The following is a 19,431-nucleotide window of genomic DNA, read 5'->3' on the forward strand; positions in this document are numbered from 1 at the left end:
CGGTGATCCACGAGATCGACGAGGCGCTACGTCGGCTGGTCCGCGACGAGGCCCTGCCGGCGGCAACGGTGGACATCGTGTTCGAGGCCCCCACCAAGGAGTGGGCGGCCCGGCGGAACGCCCCGACCGTCAACATCTACCTGTACGACATCCGCGAGGACCTGCGTCGCCGGTCCCGAGGTCTGATCAACGAGTACGACGAGCAGGGCGTCGTCGCCCGTCGGGTGATGCCACCGCGCTACCTCAAGTTGTCCTATCTGGTCACTGCCTGGACCCAGCGGCCGGAGGACGAGCATCGGCTGCTCTCCGCGCTGCTGCTGGGTTTCATCCGGTTCGATGCCATGCCGACCGCCCTGCTGACCGGCTCGGTGGCCCAGGTCGGTATGCCGGTGCCGATGACGGTCGCCCTGCCGCCACCCGAGGACCGGGCCTTCGCCGATGTGTGGACGGCGCTGGGTGGCGAGTTGAAACCGTCGTTGGACGTCGTGGTGAGCACCCCGCTGATCACTGGTCAGGGTGCACCAGCCGGTCCACCCGCCCGCGAGGGTGTGCAGGTGGACGTCGCGGACCTCACCGGTCAGGGCGGCACCGACGATCGGGTCGGCCACGCGCCGGGCGTCGCCGACCCGACCGGCGACGGCCGGGTCGCGATGCGCCGGCAGTCCGGGGGTGACCGGACGTCATGACGCAGCCACCATCGGCACTGCTACGTCGCCTGCAACATCTGGAACAGGCGGTACGAACCGCCGTGGCGCAACGCCGCGACACCGACCCGAACCCGGACGACCCGTTCCGTGGGCTCTACCTCTCCGACGAGATGCTGGACGCGACTCTGGCCAGCGGGCGGGGGCCGTACCCCAGCTGGCCGGAGGAGGACGGCGATCCGCCGGTAAGCGAGTTCGGTGATCGGCTCGACGCGTTGGCGGTGGCGGCCGGACTCGCCCCGTTGGACGTGGCGCTGCTGCTGGTAGCGCTGGCTCCAGACGTGGACAGCCGGTTCGAACAGTTCTACGGCTATCTCAACGACGACGTCACCCGCCGTCGGGCCACCATCGGGCTGGCGTTACGACTCTGCGGACTACCGGAAGCCGCCGCGGTGGCCCGGGTCCGACTCGCCGCCGGAGCACCATTGATCGATCTGCGTCTTGTCCAGGTGGACGATCCGGATCGGCCGGTGCTGACCCGCGCGCTGCGCGTACCGGACCGGGTCAGCGCGCACCTGCTCGGCGCCGACGCGCCGGAGCCGCTGCTGGCCGGGATCGCCGAACCAATTGACGCGCAGGGGCAACCGCCGCCGGGCGCGGCAGAGCTCGCCCAGGCGCTGGACCGGGCCGGAGTCCGGCTGGCCTACCTCCGGGAGCGCGCCGGCGCAAGCGCGCTGGCCCTGGGTGCGGCTGCCCTGGCGCAGGCCGGCCACACGACGCTGGCCGTCGACCTGACCCGGCTGGCCGACAGTCCGCACGCGGCCGAACTGGCGACCGTCGTGCTCCGGGAGGCCGTACTGACCGGGGCCGGGGTGGTGATCGGGCCGGTGTCCGGGACCGAATCGTGGGAGGTCTGGGCGCAGCTCGCCGCCGGGTCGACACCGGTCCTGGCGTACGGCGGGCAGACCTGGGACCCGAGCTGGGCCCCACGGGCACCGTTGCAGGTCGAGGTGGCGCCACTGTCCAGCGCGGACCGGGCGGCGGTGTGGCGGGAGACGCTGGCCGGCACCCTGGCTGACGGGGTCGACCCGGCCGCCGCCACCGCACAGTTCATCCTGGGCGCTCCGGCCATCCGCCGGGCCGCCTCGGTCGCCGCCCAACTCGCCGCTGCCGCCGGTGAGGCGGTCGATGAGTCACACCTGCGTGCCGGTGCGCGTACCCAGAACGCGGCCGGACTGGAACGGCTGGCCCGGCGAATCGTCCCCGAGGTTTCCTGGAACGACCTGGTGCTACCCGGTCCGATCCTGGCGTTGTTACACGAGCTGGCTGGCCGGGCCCGTCACCGCGACCGGGTGCTGCGCGAGTGGCGGATGCGACCCGGCGGTGGCCGGGGGCACGGCGTCACCGCACTCTTCGCGGGCGACTCCGGTACCGGCAAGACCATGTCGGCGGAGGTGGTGGCCGGCAGCCTGGGCCTGGACCTCTACACGGTCAACCTGGCCACGGTGGTCGACAAATACGTCGGTGAGACAGAGAAGAACCTGGAGCGCATCTTCGCCGAGGCGGCGGGCGTCAACGGGGTGCTGCTCTTCGACGAAGCCGACGCGATCTTCGGCAAGCGCTCCGAGGTACGCGATGCGCACGACCGGTACGCCAACATCGAAAGCGCCTATCTGTTGCAGCGGATGGAGACCTTCGACGGTCTGGCGGTGCTGGCCACCAACCTGCGGGCCAACCTGGACGAGGCGTTCACCCGTCGACTGGACATCGTGGTCGACTTCCCGGTGCCGGACGAGGACGCCCGAGGGGCACTGTGGGAACGCTGCCTCGGTGATCGGGTGCCCCGCAGCAATGACGTGGACTTGGATTTCCTGGCACAGGCGTTCGAGCTGGCCGGCGGGCACATCCGCTCGGCGGCGGTGACCGCGGCATACCTCGCCGCTGGGCTCGGCCGTCCGGTCGGGATGGCCGAGCTGATCGGCGCGGTGGGCCGGGAGTACCGCAAACTCGGCCGGCTCACTCTGGAAAGCGAGTTCGGTCCGTACCTGGCCCTGGCGCACTGATGGTGGCCACTTATCGCGGTTACCCGAAAAGGCAGCCGCGTCTGCCCGGAAGGCGAGGCGACGGGATCTGGCCGACAACTGCCCAGAGGTGGACGGTCAAGGGTGCCGGTGGTGAAGGAGGTAGAGATGCGGGGAGAGCGCGAGTTCGACTCGGAGTCGGCGGTACGTCCCGCTGGTGATCGGGTCCGAGCAACCGAACCGGAGCACGACGCATTGATGTACCAGGCGGCTGCGACCGGCCGGACCGACGTCCTGGGCGCGTCGGGGCTGCTCGGGCTACAACGGGCGGTAGGCAACGCTGGCGTCACGGAACTGCTGGAGCCGGCCGAGGAACGTTCACCGGTGCACTCGGTGGTCAACTCGGGCGGCGGGTCAGCGCTCGCACCGGACGTACGCACCGACATGGAGGCGCGGTTCGGTGGTCAGGACTTCGGCGACGTACGGGTGCACACTGACGGGGCGGCACACGAGTCGGCGAAGTCGGTAAACGCGCAGGCGTACACGGTCGGCTCGAACATCGTCTTCCAGAGGGACACCTACGACCCGTCAAGCACCGCAGGGCAGCACATGCTGGCCCACGAACTGACCCACGTGGTGCAGCAGCGCAGTGGCCCGGTGGACGGCACCGACGCGGGTGGCGGCGTGAAGGTCAGCGACCCGTCCGACCGGTTCGAACGCGAAGCGGTGGCCAACGCCGACCAGTTGATGTCCCAGCCTGCGCCCGCCACTGTCTCGGCAGCCGGGCCGGCGGTGCAGCGGCACACCGAGGACGACGGGCACGACCACACCCATGCCCAGACGTACGTCCAGCGTCAGGAGAGCGGCGACGAGTACGAAGAGGACGAGGCCGCCGCCCAGACGTACGTCCAGCGCCAAGAGGCCGGTGAGGAAGAAGAAGAGGAAACGCCCGCCGCATAGGAGGTGCGTGTGAAGGCGCCGGCGGAAGACCTGGGGTCGGAGCGGGCTTCCGTACGCCGTTCCACGGCGCCTTCCCCCGATCGTGCCCCCGCCGTCACCAGCACCTCCGGTGAGTCACCGGCTACCAGCTCGGCAGTGTCGTCGCGGACGCTGAGTCCGGCGGTGGCGCAGCGGTTGCAGGCGGCGGCGGGTAATCGTGCGGTGTCGGGTCTGATCGCCCAGCGGCGGGCGGCTTCGACGCGTTCGGCAAAACCACCTGGTACGGGCCCGACTGCTGCCGCTGCTGCTCCGCAGTCAACATCGCAAGGTGCCACCTCCTCGGGCTCGGCGTCTTCGGCCGGGTCAACGGAGACCGAGTCGGTGTTGTTGCCGGCGGTACAGCGATTGGCGCCGGGTGCGGATGGTGGGCCGGTGGCTCGGCCGCCGGCGTCGGCCGAGCCGAAGTTCGCGGCGTTGACCGGGGATGTGCGCGGTAAGCAGAAGCAGATGTCGGCGCATCCGCCGGCCGCGTCGGAAGCCGGTAAGGCGCAGGGTGCGGCGAAGCCTCCGTCTGATGACAAGGAGGCTCAGGGTAAGACCGCGAACGCGGAGAAGATGAACGCGGCGAAGCCTGGCGGGTTCGACAAGGCCGGGTTCGTTACGGCGGTGAACGAGGCGATCGCCGCGCAGGCGCCGAAAAATTTGGATGAGGCGGACAAGTTCGGGGAGTCGGGTAAGGCCGACCAGGTCAAGGGGCAGGTGCAGGGGCAGGTCACCGACGGGAAGAAGGCGTCGGCGGAGGCGATCGACACCGCGACGAAGGCACCCCCGGACACGTCGGCGGCGAAAGACAAACCAGTCACGCCGTTGGTGGCGGATCGGCCACCGGGTGTGCCGGGTACCCCGGATCCGGGTAAGGCGGTGCCGGACAAGGCCCCGGCTGCGGCGACGGACTTCTCCGCTGGGCCGGCGCAGGTCGATCAGCAGATGGCGGATGCGCAGGTCACCGAAGACCAGTTGGCGAAGTCGAACGAGCCGGAGTTCACCGGGGCGTTGAAGGAGAAGAAAGCCGGCGAGCAGCATGCCGCCACCGCACCGGGTGAGGTGCGGGCGGGCGAGGCGCAGACCCTGGCGGGGGCGAAAGCTTCGGCGGGCGCGGCGGGTGCGGCGGCGATGACTGCCCTCGCTGCGGATCGTAAGCGGGCCGGGCAGGCGGTCGGTGAGGGGAAGGAGTCTGCGAAGGGCTCGGACGAGTCGAAGCGGGCGCAGGTCACCGCCGTCTTGCAGAAGGTGTTCGACGCGACGAAGAAGGACGTCGAGGGCATCCTCACCGGTTTGGACAAGAAGGTCGACGACGCCTTCAGCAAGGGTGAGAAGGCGGCGCGGGATGCGTTCACCGCCGATCACAAGCGGCGGATGGACGACTACAAGGACGAACGCTACTCGGGGCTGGTCGGTAAGGGCCGGTGGATCAAGGACAAGTTCGCCGGGCTGCCCGAAGAAGCGAACCAGATCTTCGTGGCGGCCCGTAAGGGTTACGTCGACCGGATGCAGCAGGTCATCTCCGGCGTGGCGGACATCATCGGCGCGGAACTCAACCGGGCGAAACAGCGCATCGCCACCGGCCGCGACCAGTTGCAGGCCGAAGTCAAGAAACTCCCCGCCGAGTTGCAGGCCATCGGAAAGGAGGCCGCCGGCGAGTTCGCGGGCAAGTTCGACGAGCTGACTGAATCGGTCGACGCCAAGGGCAAGGAACTCGTCCAGACCCTCGCCAGCAAGTACAACGAGGCCTTGAAATCGGTGGACGAGGAGATCGCCGCCGAGAAGGAGAAGAACAAGGGCCTGATCGCCAAGGCCATCGACGCGGTCGGCGGGGTCATCAAGACCATCATGCAGCTCAAGGACCTGCTGCTCGGCGTCCTGGCCAAGGCCGCCAGCGCGATCGCCGGCATTCTGAAAGATCCGATCGGGTTCCTCGGCAACCTCGTCAGCGCTGTCGGCGCCGGCCTGAAGGCGTTCATGGCCAACATCGGCGAACACCTGAAGAAAGGACTGATCGGCTGGCTTCTCGGCTCGATGGCCGGCGCTGGTCTGGAACTGCCCGCCAAGTTCGACCTACGCGGCATCATCACCATGATCGCCAGCCTGCTCGGGCTCACCTGGGCAGCGCTACGCGCCAGGATCGTGTCCCGCGGCGTGCCCGAGCAGGCCATGACCGCTGTCGAAGCGTCCGTCCCAGTCGCCCAGAAACTCCAGTCCGAAGGGGTCGCCGGGGTCACCGACGAAATCAGTCAGCAGGTCGGCGACCTCAAGGGCAACCTCCTCGGCAAGATCAGCGAATACCTGATCCCGACCGTCCTGATCGCCGGCATCACCTGGATCATCAGCCTGCTCAACCCCGCATCGGCGTTCATCAAAGCCTGCAAGATGATTATCGATATTGTCACGTTCATCATCGAACGCGGCGCCCAGATCATCGAGTTCGTCAACGCCGTACTCGACGCCGTCATCGCCATCGCCGGCGGCGGCGCAGGCGGCGTACCCGCCCTCATCGAGAATGCCCTCGCCAAATCCATCCCCGTCCTCATCGGCGCGCTCGCCGCCATCCTCGGCATCGGCGGCATCGCCAACAAGGTCAAATCCTTCTTCCAGACCCTTACCAAACCGGTACGCAAAGCCGTCGACTGGATCACCGACAAGATCGTCGGAATCGGCAAGAAAATCTGGGCAAAGCTCAAGGGGTCCGGGAAGAAGCTCAAAGACAAGTTCGGAAAAAAGCGAGCACAGCAGCAGGACGACTCTCGACCAGCAGCCGACCACGACCAGCGGCATCGCGACCTCGAACGAGCAAAACGCGAACTACCTCCGCAGATCGAACGACTTCTCCAATCTGGCATACCCGCATCGAAGTTGCAGGCAACTCTCACCAGATGGCGCCTTGCATACCGCCTGCGAGTCCTCACGATCCGTACGGACGGAAACAACTCCAGGGTTGTCGCGGCAAACAGCCCCGAGGTCGACCTCGTCACTCGCATCGTACAAAGCCATGGAGATTTCCTCAGCCGGCTAATCCGAGACCTCTCCCAACAGGTCATGGACGAACCAGATGTTCGCAGACTGGCACAGCAGATTCTCGACCAGCGGATAGCCGGGGGCGGAAGCGTACAGAATCCAATCGAGAACCCCGAAGGATACGGCGGAGCACCGGCTGCCCTCGACCTACGGAACATGAGCATCGCCGGCCCGAACAAGCCCGGCTCCCGTCAGGTGGTCCCCGGGATTCCAGGCATCACTGCTGGGCAGATCAAACTTGGAAAACAGTATCCGCAGGAAGAACAGATCAAAATGTCCAGCGCGACGCAAGGCACCACTGTGGGTGAAGTTGCCGCCAGCAGCCTGCATCCCGGCAACGTGGTCGTAGTCGGCCCCGGCAAATACTCCGAAACGGCAGCCGCCCCTCCTGCCGATCCACAGTTGCTCATGCAAGCAATCTTCGCGTTGCAGGCTGGACACGAACCACCACCCGGGCTCTCGTCGACGGATCTGAAACGTGCAGCCGAGTTGGCACGACTCGCCCAAGTAGAATCTGGACGGGGCTCCGGCGCGCTGGTAACCGAAAACCTTGCCAACCACCTCGGCACGGAAGGATCATTGTCCTGGGCGGACCGTTACGGAGAGGAGCAACCAATGGTTGCGACCGGATCTGGTGGCATCTCCCGCCGAACCCAACACCAACTTGGCCTGCCGGAGACACCCGGCGTGGGCAGCAGTTTCGGCAAAGCGAAAGAAGCGGACGTGGCCGTCTTTCTCGGGCGGGAGTTGCGCCTCATCGCGCGCCACCTGGAGTCACAGATGTTGGCGCAACCCGAGTTGTACGACAATCAGGAACGATTGGAGCGCTACGTGCTCAAGCATCTACGGGACCATCTCAAACAAATCCTGTTCTTCCAGGCGCGTAACCACGGAGCAAATTCGTGAGACGCGTCGTGCTAGGCGATGCCGTAACTCGGGTACAGTTTGAAAACCTCGGGTTCATCGCCGGCTGGATACCTGTGCAAACCGTAGCCGCAGACGGTACGCATCCCTACGAGCAGGTGTGGCGGGCTGGGGCCAGCGCCGTCCACTACATAGAAGACGACTTACTAGGTGTAGCGTACTGCGTGTGCCTTGGCCCTGACGAGGACAGCCTCGGCAGACATCTGTCAGAGAGCCTCGGTGCCGTTACGGTCTCCGATGTGACTGGAGCGCTATCCACCATCAATGGAATAGATGCCCGCCGCCATGCAATCGCTTTCCTCGCCGCGCTTGGCGCACAACAGGCAGCAGACTCCCGCATCGTGGACGCTCTCACCACAGCGCTGGCCGATCCGGAGCGTGAGGTCCGCACCGCGGCGCTCTTCGCAGTCGCCTATCTGTCTTGGCCCGAACTCGATCCAGCTTTGAGCCGAGTAGCTGCGAACGACTCCGATGACGGCGTCCGCGCCGACGCGGAACGCACCATCAGAGTGATCCATAGTCATCGCTCCGGCTGAGCCGGTGACAGAAGAGCGCGGATGTTGACTGGAGTCTGATCTACCCGGGCCTCTGACAGCCACGTCACACCCACTCAACGAACATCGACGCTCACAGCTCGATGACACCTGGCCACAATCTAACAATTTGCCCATTTTGCGACTAGGTGCCCGTACGGGCATCGAAGGCTTCCCGATCAAGCGTCCTGTCGGTCGTGTCCGCCGCAGCGGTGGCGCGCGACGCTCTCCTCATTCCATAGGACGAGGAGGCGTGATGCCCAACTATCTGGCGCCGGGCGTGTACGTCGAAGAGGTGGAGTCCGGCTCTCGGCCCATCGAAGGCGTGGGTACCGCAGTGGCTGCCTTCGTCGGCTTCGCCGCGCAGGGCCCGTTCAACACCCCGACGCTGGTGACCAACTGGAGCCAGTATTCGCAGGTCTTCGGCGAGTTCGTGCCGGACTGCTATCTCGGCCACGCGGTCTACGGCTTCTTCCTCAACGGCGGCGGGGCCTGCTATGTCGTACGCATCGGTGGTGACCGTGCGAACGGCACGGCCGGCGCCGGACAGGCCGCCCTCGGCCCTGGCCCCACTGCGACGGTCGGTTCCTATCGGGTGACCGCCCGGGAGCTCCCGCGCGGCGGCACCCCGGACGACCTGACCGTCGAGGTGACCGACGCACCCGAGGGGGCACCCGAGGAGCGGTTCAACCTGGTCGTCAAGCGCGGCGGCAAGGTCGCGGAGACCTTCGAGAACGTGACCACCAAGCGCGGCAAGGACAACGTCGTCACGGCGGTCCGCGAGAAGTCGAAGCTGATCACCCTTGAGGAGACGGTGCCGGCGGCACAGCTGACCCGCCCGAGTGGCGGCGAGGTGGCGCTGACCGTACCCGCACCGGCCACGGCTGCCCCCACCGAAGTCGCCGCGGACGAGTACGTCGGGGATGCGGCGGAGCGTACCGGTTTCGGCGGCCTGGAGGCGGTCGAAGAGGTCACCATGGTGGCGGTGCCCGACCTGATGGGGGCCTACCAACGAGGGGCGATCGACCTGGAGTCGGTCAAGGCGGTCCAGACCGCCATGATCGCGCACTGTGAGCTGATGGGCGACCGGATGGCGATCCTTGATCCGCCGCCCGGCCTCTCCCCCCAGCAGGTCAAGGAGTGGCGCACCGACCAGGCCGGCTACGACTCCAAGTACGCGGCGCTCTACTACCCGTGGATCAAGATCTTCGACCCGGCCTCCGGCATCAACCGGTACGTCCCGCCATCCGGCCATATCGGCGGCATCTGGGCTCGCAACGACAACGCTCGGGGCGTACACAAGGCTCCGGCCAACGAGACGATCCGTGGCGCGGTGGCGCTGGAGACCCAGCTGACCCGGGGTGAGCAGGAGTTGTTGAACCCGCTCGGCGTCAACTGCCTCCGCACCTTCCCGGGACGGGGAATCCTCGTCTGGGGCGCTCGGACCCTCTCCTCCGACCCGGCCTGGCGCTACCTGAACGTACGTCGGTTGTTCAACTACCTGGAAGAGTCCATCCTGGCCGGCACCCAGTGGGTGGTCTTCGAGCCGAACGACGACGCGCTGTGGGCCCGTATCCGCCGTACGATCAGCGCCTTCCTGGTGATGGAGTGGCGGCGGGGTGCTCTGTTCGGGCTGACGCCTGACGAGGCGTTCTTCGTCAAGTGCGACCGGGAGACCAACCCCGCCGAGAGCATCGACGCCGGCCAGGTGGTCTGCCAGATCGGTATCGCCCCGGTGAAACCGGCCGAGTTCGTCGTCTTCCAGCTGGCGCAGATGTCCGGCGGCACCAGTCTGGTCAGCGAGTAGTGACCGACCAGAAGTCAGCACTGGTCAGTGAGTTGAGGAGGTAACCGTGCCGCTCCCCGATTTTGACTCCGCCGTCGGCCACTCGTTCGGGCTGGAGGTGGACAGCGTGATCATCAAGCAGATCACCGAAGTGTCCGGCCTGAAGATGGAACAGGACGTCATCGAGTACAAGTCGAACACCGCGGACGGGAAGTTCTTCGTCCGTAAGGCGCCGGGTGCGCCGAAGGCCGGCGAGGTGACCCTGACCCGGGGTCTCACCGCCGACAACAGCTTCGAGCGTTGGATCAAGGACTGCCGCTTCGGCAAGATGGGCGACGCGCGCAAGGGTGGCGCAATCATCGTCTTCGACTACGAGGGCTTCCCGATCAAGCGCTACAAGCTGACCAACGCCTGGGCGAAGAGCCTGGAGATCAGCTCACTGAAGGCCGGTGACACCAGCGTACTCACCGAGAAGCTGGTCATCACGTACGAGTCGATGGAAGTCGAGTAGCCCGATGCGCCGTACCTCCGCGCTGGCCTCCCCCACCGCGACCGTCGCCGGTGCGGCCCAGACCGATGTCGCGGTCGCACCGCAGCGGGAGACACTCCGGACCGAGTTCCCGTTCGAGCTGCCCCGAGGCTACGTCGACGGCAGCGGCACGGTGCACCGCGACGGCGTGATGCGGCTGGCTACCGCCCGGGACGAGTTGGTGCCACTACGCGACGACCGGGTACGGGAGAACCCGCCCTACCTGACGGTGGTGCTACTCAGCCGGGTGATCACTCGGATCGGCACGGTAGTCGACGTGCATCCGGGAGTGGTGGAGGATCTGTTCGCCTCGGATCTGGCATTCCTTCAGGACATGTACCGACGGATCAACAGCGAGGGGCACACCCGCGCGAGCGTCGTCTGTCCTGAGTGCCAGCACCGGTTCGCGGTGGACCTCGCGGGTGGGCGCCTGGGGGAATCGTGACGTACGCGGCCGAGCGGATCTACACCGAGGTCGCGTACGTCGCCTACCACTTCCACTGGTCGTTGGACGAGATCCTCGACCTCGAACACGGCGAACGGCTGCGCTACGTAGCCGAGATCGCCAATATCAACAACCGGATAAGCCAAGGACGGTGAGAACATGTGGCCGTGGCGTCGCCGTCAAGCGTCGGTGCAGCGGTCCACTGCGGACTCCGCACCACCGCCCGTCCCGGCTCCTACTCGCCCGGCGGAGGTAACGCCGGCTGGGCCGACGGCACCAGAAGTCGTCCCGCCACCACCGGCGGCCTGGCGTTCCCTACCGCCGATCCAGCGGACGGTGACCGGCAGTCCGCTGCTGAACCCGTCGGAAGAGTTCACTTCCTCATTGGCCGCCTGGAGTAATCCGTCGTTCGTCGGCTCGCTGGGGCATGCGCTCGGCCCGGCCGAGCCCGCCGGGGTGCTGCACGACCTGGCGGTACCGGTGCCACCGGCTTCGGCGCACAGTGATTACCCACAGTCGCCCTCGGCTGATCCGCCGCTCGCCCTGCCTCCGACCCGTACCGCGCCGCCGAAACCATCCCTCCAACGGCAGGTCAGCGGGGTGCAGGCCGCAGCGGCACCAAGCTTCGCACGGCCCGCAAGCCCGGCACCGTCGCCAAGCCCCGCACCGGCACCACACTTCGCGCCACCGGCGGAGCAACTGGTGCCGGCCGAGCCGTTGCCTATCAGCCGCCTCACCGTGGCCCCGACCCCACCCGTATCGCTGACGTTGCCCGTGGTAGCCGCCCCGCCGATCATGCCCGCTCTCGATCCGGTGCCGGACCATACGCCCGGTTCCGCTTCAGCCGAGGTAGCCGCCCCTAGCGGCTCGCCCAGTATCGAGACACAACCCGAGCCAAGCGGCGCGAACGTGCCGGATCTGGTATCGGAAGGCGTCGTACCCACCATCGGTGTGGCAGCCGTCGAGCATGCTGGCGGCATCCAGGACAGCGCCGCAGACAGCCCAGTCGAGTCGTCGTACGCCCCTTCGCCCACGTCGTCTGTGTCGCCTGTCGTCGTATCTCGCTCGCTCGGCGACTCCCCACCGTCGGCGCCGTCCCAGCCCTCGTCCCCCGGCATTGAGCGGTCGGCATCGGCACATGCCGGGGACGGGCCCGCAGCGGAGACTGTCCAACGCAGCGCAGACTTCCTGGCCGACGCCGGTAGTGCGACCCGACCAGCACGCCGGCTCGGGCTGGGCGAGCCGATCGTGCCGCCGGCCCCGCCGATGACCGCCCAACGCACCCCGACCATCCCGTCGATGCCCGCTGGACCGGTGGTGGGACCGTCGGATGGCGCACCACGCGCCCCGGCCGGGCCGGCAATGCCGATGGTGCAGCGTACGCAGGCCGCAGCGTCACCATCCGGCCCGGCCTCGAATCCGCCGACGCCGACTCCGACACCGGAACCGGCAGCGCCGACCGTGGCGACACCCACCCTGCCGACCGACCCGAGCGGCACCGCCGAACTGCTGGGCAGCGAGGTCATTGTGTCCCGGCTGGCCGAGTCGGTCGGGACCAATCAGGCGGGGCAGGACCTCGGCACGTCGAACTCGGAGTCACCGACGCGCGGCCAGTTCGACGAGCTGCCGCTGACTGATGGTCCGTCCCCGCCGGAGTCGATCCGGTCAGTCGATCCCGCGCCCAGCGAGCCGGTGACACCCCCGGCGGTGACCTGGATCGACACCGCTCCGACCGACAGTGTGCCCACGCTCGGTAACACCGAGCTGGCCACAGCCACGCCGAGCCTCCCTGCTGCCGAGAACGGTTCCGCGGACGGTCAGTCGATACAGCGGCTCACTGAACCGGAAAGCCCCGATCTGCCGCTGCGCCCGATCGGCGGCGGCGGAAGGTCGACGCCCAGCAGCCCTGCGGAGGGAGTTCACTCGGTGACGGCCGCGGCCCCGCCACTGGTGGTGGCCCGGCTGATTGGGGACCGCTCGATCGAGCCGCTGACCGGCGAGGGCAAGGAGAGCACGAGTCCCTACCTGCCGGCTCCGCTGCCGCCGACAGCGCAACGGCTCCACTGGGACTCCGCTCCCGGCAGGCCGGCCGGAAGCAGCAGCACGGCCGGAAGCAGCGGCACTGGCGACACCGGCTTCACCGCAGTCACCCCCGCGTCATCACCGGCCCCCAGCCGCCTCGACTCCGTCACTCCGGCAGATGCGGTGTTTCCGGTCGGGCGAATCAGCCAGCCCAGCCCGGCCGACGTCGTGCCGGTACAGCGGTGGACCGGCACCGGTGCAGTATCGGATCTGCAGACGGGTCCGACGTACCCCGGCCAGGCTGTGGGTGCGACTGCCGCACCGGTACTGGCCGTGCCGTACCTGGCCAGCCAGCCGACAACTGACCCGGCGACGCCCATCGCCACGCCAGTGGCACAGCGGCTACCTGAGCCGGCAGCGCCGCCCGATCCGCCGCCGACCGTACCGGAGGAGCCGGCCGCTGCTCCCGAACCGGAGCCCGCGCCAGCCCCGACGGCGTCCGGGGCGACTCCACCGCCGCCCGCGCCGGGCGGCGGCGCCCCCGGCTCCCCCGGTGCTAGCGGGGCTGCCGGGGCGACGGAACCGGAGGAACTGCTCAAGAAACTGATCGACCCGCTACTGCGCCGGCTCAAGGTCGAGCTGCGCCTGGATCGGGAGCGGTACGGGGTGCTGGACGGTCCGGACTGACGACCGGAACCGGAACGGAGCAGCACCCAGAAGGAGGAGAAGGATGGTCAGGGACGAAGTCGCCGTCGCGGTGGCCTTCGTGGTCAAGATCGACGATCAGGATCTCGGCGCGTTCAACAGCTGTGACGGCCTGGGCTGCGAGGTGGTCGTCGAGCAACGCGAGGAAGGTGGCAACAACGGCCACGTCTGGCAGCTGCCGACCCGGATGAAGTTCTCCAACGTCAAGCTCTCCCGCCCGGTCACCGCGGACAGTGCCAAGCTGATGCGCTGGTTCTCCGGCATGGCGGGGGGGCTCAAGCGCAAGACCGCGACCATCGAGGCACGTACCCAGGAGGGCACGGTGATCGCCCGGTGGGGGCTGCTCGACGTCATCCCGATCCGATGGACCGGGCCGCAGCTCAACCCGGACACCCCCAAGGTCGCCACCGAGACCCTGGAGCTCGCCCACCATGGTTTCTTCGGTCCCGGCACCGGCGGATGAGGTGGCTGGCGATGACTGACGACCGTAGGAAGTGGTCCGCATGAGCGCGTCACCGGTCACCTTCAGCGCCGCAGGCGGTTCGGGCGTGGGCGGTAGCGGCGGGGCACCCCCACAGCTCACCCACGCGTACCTGCAACTGCACGAGCCGCCGAAGAACGGCGGTACGGCCAATCCGGGCCCACCGCTGGGCCGGATTCCGTTCCAGTTCAACCCCAAAGAGCTGTCGCTGACCAAGACCGCCAAGTGGAAGCGGGACGCCCAGCGCAACGCCAAGAAGAGCGGCGTACCGGAGTTCACCGGTGCCGACCCGTGCAAACTGACCGTGGAGATGTTCTTCGACGCCACCGACACGATGGACTCCAGCGTCGTGAAACGGGTCGAGGCGCTCTTCTCCTGCTGCGTGCCCACCGATGCGAGCCGGGACCAGAAGAAAGGCTCCCCACCGTGGGTGGTCTTCCACTGGGGTGGCATGGTCGGTTTCCCGGCGTTTGTGGCCAGCGTCAGCGCGAAGTACACCCTCTTCACCCCGGGCGGCACCCCGATCCGGGCGCTCTGCACAGTGACCCTGGAGGAAATCTCCGGCGAGCAGGGCGGCCAGAACCCCACCTCCGGGTCGCTGGCCGTCCGGGACGTACACACCGTCGTCGCCGGGGACACCCTACACTCGGTCGCCTACCGGGCGTACGGCCGCTCTGGATTGTGGCGCGAGATCGCCGACGCCAACGACATCGACGATCCGATGCGGCTACGTCCGGGTACGACACTGCTGGTGCCCGCGCTGGAGGAGATCGAGTCCGGCGGAGGTCGGCGTGGCCAATGAACAGTTCGCCAACTCCCTGCTGATCGAGGTGGGGGGCAACCAGTTACCGGCCGACGTGGCGTCCCTACTGGTCTACGCGTACGTCGACGACAGCCGTAACCTGCCCGACCGGTTCCTGCTGCGCTACCGGGACCCGGGCCGGACGGTGTTGAGCAAGGCGGGCTTCAAGATCGGTGCCGAGGTGAAGCTGCGGGTACAGACCTCGGACCCGGGCGGCCCGGAACCGCTACTCACCGGCGAGGTCACCGGCTTGGACTGTGAACTCGACAAGACTGGCACCTTCACCGAAGTTCGCGGGCTGGACCTGGCCCATCGACTGTTCCGGGGACGCCGGGTGGCGGCGTACCCGAACATGACCGTGCCGGACGTGGTGCGCAAGGTGGTCCAGCGGGCCGGGCTCAAGGCCGGCCAGATCGACCCGGTCAAGGGCTTCGGCGGCAGCCCGGACAGCCAACTCAGCCAGGACAACGTCAGCGACTGGACGTTCCTGACCCGGCTGGCCGAGTTGGTGGGTGCCCAGGTGATGATGCTCGACGGGGCACTGCACTTCCGGCTGCCCGAGCCGCCCACGGGGGCACCCGATCCGAGCACCAAGGCCACCCAGGACCCGCTGGTGCTGGAGGTCAACCGCAATCTGGTCAGCTTGCGCGCCGGCATCACCGCCACCGCGCAGGTACCCGAGGTGACCGTACACGGGTGGGATCCGGCCGCGAAGCAGGCTGTGTCGGCAGCGGCCAAACCGAAGGCGGCCGGGACCGAGGCGTCCGGGGTGGACCCGGTACAACTGGGAAAGACGTTCAACAGCCCGCCGTACCTGGTCACTGACTCGACCCTGGCCAACGACGCCGCGGTCCGGGCGGTCGCTGACGCCACGGCTGGACGAATCGGCACCGGGTTCGCCGAGATAGAGGGGGTGGCCAAGGGCAACCCCAAGCTACGGGCCGGTACGGCGGTGGCGCTGGCCAACGTTGGCGAGCCGTTCCAGGGCAAGTACATCCTGTCCAGCACCCGGCACCTCTTCAGCCAGCAGGCCGGTTACACCACCGCGTTCACCGTCTCCGGCCGCTCGGACCGCTCGTTGTACGGGCTCACCGGCGGCGGGCCGGCAGCCGGGAAGTTGGCCAACGGCGTACTGCCGGCGATCGTCAGCGACGTCAAGGATCCGCAGAAACTGGGCCGGGTACGCCTGACCATGCCTTGGCTGGATGGGCAGTACACCACTGGCTGGGCCCGGTTGGTCCAGCCCGGGGCGGGGGCGAAGCGGGGCCTGGTGACCGTGCCGGAGGTCGGTGACGAGGTGCTGGTCGGGTTCACCGACGGCAATCTGGACGCGGCGTACGTCCTCGGCGGGCTACACAACGGCAAGGACGCCCTGCCCGCACTCGCCGCCGAACCGGTGGATGGCAGCAGCGGCGAGGTCGTGGTCCGGGCGCTGGTGTCCCGTACCGGGCACCGATTGGAGTTGACCGAGACCTCAAGCGGCGCGGACGGCGTGCTACTCACCACCGGCGACAACAAGTTCAGCCTCCGCCTCGACAAGAAGGGCCAACTCGTCGAAATCATCAGCGAGGGCAAGATCAAGGTCACCGCGAAGAACGGAATGACCGTCGATTCTGGCACCGGCCCGCTGGAGCTGTCCGGCCAGAAGGTGACGGTGAAGTCCAAGAGCGACGTCGGCATCGAGGGCACCGGCCAGGTGAGCGTGAAGGGCACCGCCGGCGCCTCCGTGGAGGGCGCGACGGTGAAAGTCACCGGTCAGGGCAGCACCGAACTCACCGCCAGCGGATCGGTCACCGTCCGCGGCGGCATCGTCAAAATCAACTGAACGGGGGTACGCCATGCCACCTGCCGCGCGCGTCGGCGATCCGACCGGCCATCCCGGTGCGATCGGTGGGCCCGGCGTACCGACGGTGCTGATCGGCGGACAGCCAGCGGCTACCGTCGGTACCACCCACGCCTGCACCTTTCCCGGCACTCCCCCACACCCGCCGAGCCCGATCGTTCCGCCCGGCTGCCCCACGGTCCTGATCGGCGGACAGCCAGCGGCCCGGATGGGCGACCTGACCGGGTGCGGCGCACCGATCGTGGTGGGCTGCCCGACCGTTCTCATCGGCGGCTGACCATGCGCTCGGACTTCGTCGGGGCCGGCTGGGCGTTCCCGCTGCGTACCGACGCCACCGGGGCGATCGCCCTGGTACGTGGTGAGCGCGAAGTGGTGGAGAGCATTCGGCTGATCCTCGGCACCTCTCCCGGAGAACGGCCCGCTCGACCCGAGTTCGGCTGCGGCATCCACGAACTTGTCTTCGCCCCGGCCGACGCCAGCACCGCAGGCCAGATCGCCTATCAGGTGAGAGTGGCCCTGGAACGGTGGGAGCCGCGCATCGTGCTCGACGACGTCATCATCGACTTCACCGACGCCGGGGAGGGCACTCTCTACATCGACATCCGGTACCGGATTCGCAGTGACAACGACCCTCGGAACCTGGTCTTCCCGTTCTACGTGATCCCCCCGCACCCGCCCGGAGCCGACTGATGCCGCTACCCGCCCCGAATCTCGACGACCGGCGCTTCCAGGATCTGGTGGACGACGCCAAACGCCTCGTCCAGCAGCGCTGCCCGGAGTGGACTGACCACAACGTCTCCGACCCCGGAGTCACCCTGATCGAGACCTTCGCGTTCATGGTCGACCAGCTGTTGTACCGCCTCAACCGGGTGCCGAACCGGCACTACCTCAAGTTCCTGGACCTGCTCGGGGTCACTCCGTTCGCCCCCACCATGGCCAGCTGCGAGGTCACCTTCTGGTTGTCGGCCGCCCGGGACGCCAGCGTGACGGTACCCACCGGAACGCACATCGCAACGGTACGGCTGGAAACCGAGGAGCCGGTCACCTTCGAGACAGTCGAGGAGTTGGTGATCACTCCGTGCGGCCTGGACCGGGTGCTGACTGCCCGGGGCGACGCCGACATCACCGACCGCACCACCGAGCTGACCGGCGAAAACTGGGTGGCGTGTTTCTCCGATTCGCCCGCGCCCGGTGACGCCACCCTGTTCGGGCTCACCGAGCCGATACCGGGCTGCGCGGTGCTGCTGCGGATGGACTGGACGGTCGCCGGGCGGGGCGTGGACCCGACCGACCCGCCGTTGGTCTGGGAGGCGTGGACCGCCGACGGTTGGCAGCCCTGTGTCGTCGACCGGGACACCACCGGTGCGTTGAATCGAGCCGGGGAGGTGGTACTGCACGTACCGGCCGGGCACATGGCGTCGGTGATCGGCCGCCGCCGGGCCGGCTGGCTGCGTTGCCGGTTGACCGAGCCGGCCGAGGGACAGGCCTTCTACCATGCCTCCCCACGGTTACGCAGTGCCAGCGCCGCCACCATCGGCGGCTCGGTCCGTGCCGAGCACGCGGTGCTGGTACGGGAGGAGACGCTGGGCCTGTCCGAGGGGGTCCCTGGCCAGCGGTTCACCACGCAACACGTACCCATCGTCACCGGCGACCAGCCGATCGAGGTGGAGGTGGCCGGCGGGGACGCCTGGACGACCTGGCAGGAGGTGCCGTCGTTCGCCAACTCCGGGCCGCAGGATCGGCACGTGGTCGTGGACCGGGCCAGTGGCGAGGTGGCCTTCGGACCGGCCGTGCGGCAGGCCGACGGGACCATCCGCCAGTACGGTGCGGTGCCGCCGAAGGCCGCGCCGATCCGGATCGGCAGCTACCGGACCGGCGGTGGTCGGCGGGGCAACGTGGCCGCCAACAGTCTGACCGTGCTGCGGGATCCGGTGCCGTTCGTCTCCACCGTGACCAATCGCGCCGCTGCCGTCGGGGGCGTCGACGGCGAGTCGCTGGCCGAGACGGCGACGCGCGGACCGCTGATGTTGCGAACCCGGGAACGGGCCGTCACCACCGACGACTACGAGCAGCTCGCTCGGGAGGCGGCGCCGGAGGTGCTGCGGGTGCGCTGTGTGCCGGCGGGCGGTGATTCGCCCGCGATCCGGCTGTTGGTCGTACCGCCGCTGAGCGCGCACACCGAGGCCGACGACGACTCGACCCGGTTCGCCGCGCTCAAACCGCCGGACGAGATGCTTCAACGAATCCAGACCTATCTGGACGCGCGGCGCTGCGTGGGCGCCACCGTACTTGTGGAACCGCCGTTCTACCAGGGCGTCACCGTGGTGGCGCAGTTACGCGCCCAGCCTCGTACGACGGCGACTACTTTGCGCGAGCGGGCGCTACGCGCGTTGTACGACTATCTGAACCCGGTCAGCGGCGGCCCGGACGGAGCCGGCTGGCCCTTCGGCCGGCCGATCCAGTCCGGGGAGGTGTACGCCGTGCTCCAGCGGGTCGAGGGGCTGGATCTCGTCGAGGACATCCGACTCTTCGCGGCCGACCCGTACACCGGCGAACGGGGCGATCCGGTGCAACGGATCGATCTGGGCCCCCACGCGCTGGTCTTCTCGTACGCCCACCAGGTGCGGATCACCAACCGGACCACCAGTTGACCGCCACCGTCCCAACCACCCCTCCGACCGAGTC

General features: G+C 68.2%; 16 protein-coding genes. All 16 read left to right on the forward strand.

Annotation, left to right across the window (positions count from 1 at the left end):
* Window positions 1-2: 2 nt before the first annotated feature.
* The 16 genes from ACWDV4_RS28345 to ACWDV4_RS28420 all read left to right on the forward strand — a co-directional run bounded on the left by ACWDV4_RS28345 (window position 3) and on the right by ACWDV4_RS28420 (window position 19,397).
* Window positions 3-686 (forward strand): DUF4255 domain-containing protein, encoded by a 684-nt coding sequence (locus ACWDV4_RS28345; RefSeq protein WP_449984868.1) that lies wholly within the window; start codon window positions 3-5, stop codon window positions 684-686.
* Complete coding sequence (locus ACWDV4_RS28350; RefSeq protein WP_449984870.1) at window positions 683-2,707, forward strand: AAA family ATPase; 2,025 nt, start codon at window positions 683-685, stop codon at window positions 2,705-2,707. The genes ACWDV4_RS28345 and ACWDV4_RS28350 overlap by 4 nt, the downstream gene beginning before the upstream one ends.
* A gap of 126 nt (window positions 2,708-2,833) precedes the next feature.
* Window positions 2,834-3,625 (forward strand): eCIS core domain-containing protein, encoded by a 792-nt coding sequence (locus ACWDV4_RS28355; protein ID WP_449984872.1) that lies wholly within the window; start codon window positions 2,834-2,836, stop codon window positions 3,623-3,625.
* Between the two features lie 645 nt (window positions 3,626-4,270).
* Entirely contained in the window at window positions 4,271-7,582 is a 3,312-nt protein-coding gene (locus ACWDV4_RS28360) for a phage tail protein (protein WP_449984875.1), read from the forward strand.
* A complete protein-coding gene (locus ACWDV4_RS28365; protein WP_449984878.1) occupies window positions 7,579-8,136 on the forward strand; it encodes a HEAT repeat domain-containing protein in 558 nt (185 codons plus the stop codon). The genes ACWDV4_RS28360 and ACWDV4_RS28365 overlap by 4 nt, the downstream gene beginning before the upstream one ends.
* Before the next feature lie 253 nt (window positions 8,137-8,389).
* The gene (locus ACWDV4_RS28370; protein ID WP_449984881.1) at window positions 8,390-9,940 is read left to right on the forward strand and encodes a phage tail sheath family protein; all 1,551 of its coding nucleotides are present in this window, start codon (window positions 8,390-8,392) and stop codon (window positions 9,938-9,940) included.
* A gap of 46 nt (window positions 9,941-9,986) precedes the next feature.
* Window positions 9,987-10,430, forward strand: a complete 444-nt coding sequence (locus tag ACWDV4_RS28375; RefSeq protein WP_449984883.1) for a phage tail protein — start codon at window positions 9,987-9,989, stop codon at window positions 10,428-10,430.
* A 4-nt stretch (window positions 10,431-10,434) separates the two neighbouring features.
* A complete protein-coding gene (locus ACWDV4_RS28380; protein ID WP_449984885.1) occupies window positions 10,435-10,893 on the forward strand; it encodes a hypothetical protein in 459 nt (152 codons plus the stop codon).
* On the forward strand, window positions 10,890-11,048 hold the full coding sequence (locus ACWDV4_RS28385; protein WP_449984888.1) for a DUF6760 family protein: 159 nt from the start codon (window positions 10,890-10,892) through the stop codon (window positions 11,046-11,048). The genes ACWDV4_RS28380 and ACWDV4_RS28385 overlap by 4 nt, the downstream gene beginning before the upstream one ends.
* 181 nt (window positions 11,049-11,229) lie before the next feature.
* Complete coding sequence (locus tag ACWDV4_RS28390) at window positions 11,230-13,602, forward strand: hypothetical protein (RefSeq protein ID WP_449984891.1); 2,373 nt, start codon at window positions 11,230-11,232, stop codon at window positions 13,600-13,602.
* Window positions 13,603-13,645: 43 nt separating this feature from the next.
* On the forward strand, window positions 13,646-14,083 hold the full coding sequence (locus tag ACWDV4_RS28395; RefSeq protein ID WP_184538644.1) for a phage tail protein: 438 nt from the start codon (window positions 13,646-13,648) through the stop codon (window positions 14,081-14,083).
* A gap of 40 nt (window positions 14,084-14,123) precedes the next feature.
* On the forward strand, window positions 14,124-14,903 hold the full coding sequence (locus ACWDV4_RS28400) for a CIS tube protein (RefSeq protein WP_449984894.1): 780 nt from the start codon (window positions 14,124-14,126) through the stop codon (window positions 14,901-14,903).
* Entirely contained in the window at window positions 14,893-16,728 is a 1,836-nt protein-coding gene (locus ACWDV4_RS28405; protein WP_449984896.1) for a VgrG-related protein, read from the forward strand. Before ACWDV4_RS28400 ends, ACWDV4_RS28405 begins: the two co-directional genes overlap by 11 nt.
* 13 nt (window positions 16,729-16,741) lie before the next feature.
* Window positions 16,742-17,023, forward strand: coding sequence for a PAAR domain-containing protein (locus ACWDV4_RS28410; RefSeq protein ID WP_449984899.1), 282 nt, complete (start codon window positions 16,742-16,744; stop codon window positions 17,021-17,023).
* A 2-nt stretch (window positions 17,024-17,025) separates the two neighbouring features.
* Entirely contained in the window at window positions 17,026-17,436 is a 411-nt protein-coding gene (locus tag ACWDV4_RS28415) for a GPW/gp25 family protein (protein WP_449984901.1), read from the forward strand.
* Window positions 17,436-19,397 carry a putative baseplate assembly protein gene (locus tag ACWDV4_RS28420; protein WP_449984903.1) on the forward strand — a complete coding sequence of 654 codons (1,962 nt, stop codon included), beginning with the start codon at window positions 17,436-17,438 and terminating at the stop codon, window positions 19,395-19,397. The genes ACWDV4_RS28415 and ACWDV4_RS28420 overlap by 1 nt, the downstream gene beginning before the upstream one ends.
* Window positions 19,398-19,431 lie beyond the last annotated feature (34 nt).

Source organism: Micromonospora sp. NPDC003197 (assembly GCF_053590565.1).